Genomic DNA, 2,569 nt, shown 5'->3' with positions numbered 1-2,569 from the left:
CGTCCTCAGTCTTCCGTCCTCAGAACTCCGTCCTCAGGCAACAGCCGACAGGTCGCCTGGCGGCAGAATCCCGCAATTTCATTACCGTTGCTCTGATGGTCCCGTCGCAGTTGAAAATTAAGCCAGGACGAGGTGTTATTGAGTTCCCACATGCGCGGGGGGACGCACCCGTCACACAGTTCCTTGATTTTTCCATTGGCCGCCAGCCGGTTGTGGGCGCGAAACCAGACACATCGCCGGTCCGGGTTCACTTCGCACCTACCGTGAAGACTGCCGCCGCAGGCGCCGTTGCGGGTATGTTTGGGGCATCCCGATTCGGGACACAGGAACCCCACGTGCTGGATCGCGCAGTCGCCGCATTGCAGACACCCCAGCAGTATCAGCTTGATGGGGTGTTCGGCCAGGTGCATGAACAGCCGCCCACCAATGCCGCTATCCATTGCCTTGCAGAGCGTTCGATACACGGACGCCATCGGTGAATCGAAATTAAAAAACAGGTTATGGGAGTGCTGCATCAGCGAATAAAGCACCCGATCGACCACCGGCACCGACTGGGGCTTCAGACCGAAAACCGGAGACGTGGCCGGATCCGGCGGTGTTTCCCGAAAGGCGTAAAAGCCGTTGGGCTGCGGGTAGTTGAACTGGGGAATAAACGCCTGCCAATCGTCTTTGATCTGCGCCATCCGGTCCAGAATCATCCCCACCGTGGAAAAGTTCCGATGAATGCCGCCGATGTGAATGCCCCGGTACCCCAGACCCTGCAGCACCGCCCCGAGGCGGGCTGCCCGTTCGATAGCCGCGGCTTTTCCCTGTTTCTTGTCTTTCCATTCATCCTGCACCGTGCGGAGGAGCGGGTCGGTGACCACGGCGCCCGGCACCCGGCCCTGGTTCATGATGCGGGCAGCGTTGGGGGTGAGCAGATAAACCGATCCCAAGGTGGGAACCCGCAGGTCCATATACCGCTGGATGCCGATCAGCTCGTGGAACTTGCGGACATCGTAACCCAACTGGGTGATGACGAACTGGGCGCCGGCCGCCACCTTACGGCTCATCTTGGCATACTGGGCCACACCTTCCCCTTCGGTCTGCTTGAATGGCGAAACGGCGCAACCGGTGAAGAAACCGTCAGGGTCGCCGGCGGAATTGACGCGTCTGCTGATCAGCATGATCATGATCTGCAGGTTTACCGAATCCAGGTCGAACACCGGTGCTCCCTGGCCGCCGAAACCCTTGCCGGAATAATCGCCGGTAAGGGCAAGGATGTTTTTCATGCCGATCATGGCCAATTGCAGTGCCCGGCTTTCCATGCCGACGCGGTTCATGTCACGGCAGGTGAAGTGAACGATGACGTCCATGCCGATGGAAAAGATTCGATAGCCGATGGCATCGGGACTCAGCGACGGATTGCCGCCGGGGTTGTCGGTGATGGAGACCGCGGAAACGCGCCCATCGGCAAAGGCGTCCCTGGCAATACCCATGACCGTGTCCACCGACCGTCCGGTGGACTCCCGCCCGGGTACCAGTTCCAGCGTGACGACGAACTGCTTTGGGTCTATTATGTCAGTTTGAAAAACGCGCAGCATGAAAAACCAGACCTCCGTATCTTCAGTCTTACCCCTTGCATCTCACCGGCCGGCAGAGGCCCCGATGACGCCACAGTCTTGAAAAAGGAGCACCCACCGGCAGGATGTCCGCTTCCAGCCGGTCGATGTTCACGTTCACCGATTCGCAGGCGTAATCGGGGTCCCAGGGCTCGATGATCAGGGCGCCTTTTTCAAGGGGCCACAACCGCGGCATGATCGGTGCCGGCCAGGATCGGCTGTTTGTTTCGGCCACCAGGGTGTCCAGATCGGCAAAGGGCAGCAGCTGGTGCAGGGTCACCAGGGTCGGCGGGCTCAGCGGCAGCGTGCCCTGGTCGTTTTCCGTGAGCGCTTTCAGGGGATTGGCCCAGGTGCCATGAACCGTTTCATGGTTGTCCGGCCGGCAGCGCTGATCCTGCCCGACAGGCGCCACAAAAAAATAGGTGTCGAAACGTCGCGGCATCAGTTCCGGCGTGATCCAGTGATGCCATCGCCCCAGCTTGGAGATGGACAGGCCAAGGCCACCATCCTGTATCTGTCGGGTGAACGGCGTGCTGATCTTTGCAACCGGTTCAGGGCCGGAGAATCCTTTCATGGGGCCGGCCAGCAAAAGCCCGGCCTCCTCCCAGGTTTCCCTGATGGCCGCCACGGCATAGGGCAGCATCCGGTCCACATCGCCATCCAGCGTCCGGGCCAATTGATCTTCGGGAAGGTCCACGTGGTTTTTCCAGTAGGCGGCATCCATATCTTCGGCTTCCATGTTGCCGCCGGGAAAAACATAGGTGCCCGGCATAAATTTACTGGCGGCGCTGCGGCGCAACAGATAGACTTCGATCCCCGCTGCTTGCTGACGAGCGAGAATAAGGGTGGCCGAGGGAGATGGCGTCGCGGGATGGCTAAATTGAACGGTCATTTATGTGAAGCGCCCCTCTTTAGCAGCCTGTCAGGTTTCGTTTATCGGTTTACTCATCATGTGTGGCGTCAGCGCC

The 2,569-nt window shown here is 59.8% G+C and carries 2 protein-coding genes; both read right to left on the bottom strand.

All coding sequences use genetic code 11. From position 1 onward, the window contains the following. Window positions 1-5 precede the first annotated feature (5 nt). Window positions 6-1,583 carry a methylenetetrahydrofolate reductase C-terminal domain-containing protein gene (locus QNK41_RS06105; RefSeq protein WP_319254811.1) on the bottom strand — a complete coding sequence of 526 codons (1,578 nt, stop codon included), beginning with the start codon at window positions 1,581-1,583 and terminating at the stop codon, window positions 6-8. Window positions 1,584-1,611: 28 nt separating this feature from the next. Then, window positions 1,612-2,493, bottom strand: coding sequence for a hypothetical protein (locus tag QNK41_RS06100; protein ID WP_319254809.1), 882 nt, complete (start codon window positions 2,491-2,493; stop codon window positions 1,612-1,614). Window positions 2,494-2,569 lie beyond the last annotated feature (76 nt).

This window comes from Desulfosarcina sp. (assembly GCF_033791525.1).
Lineage (GTDB): Bacteria > Desulfobacterota > Desulfobacteria > Desulfobacterales > Desulfosarcinaceae > Desulfosarcina.
Note: the sequence above shows the minus strand (reverse complement) of the source record. Positions and strands in the feature narration are given on the sequence as shown.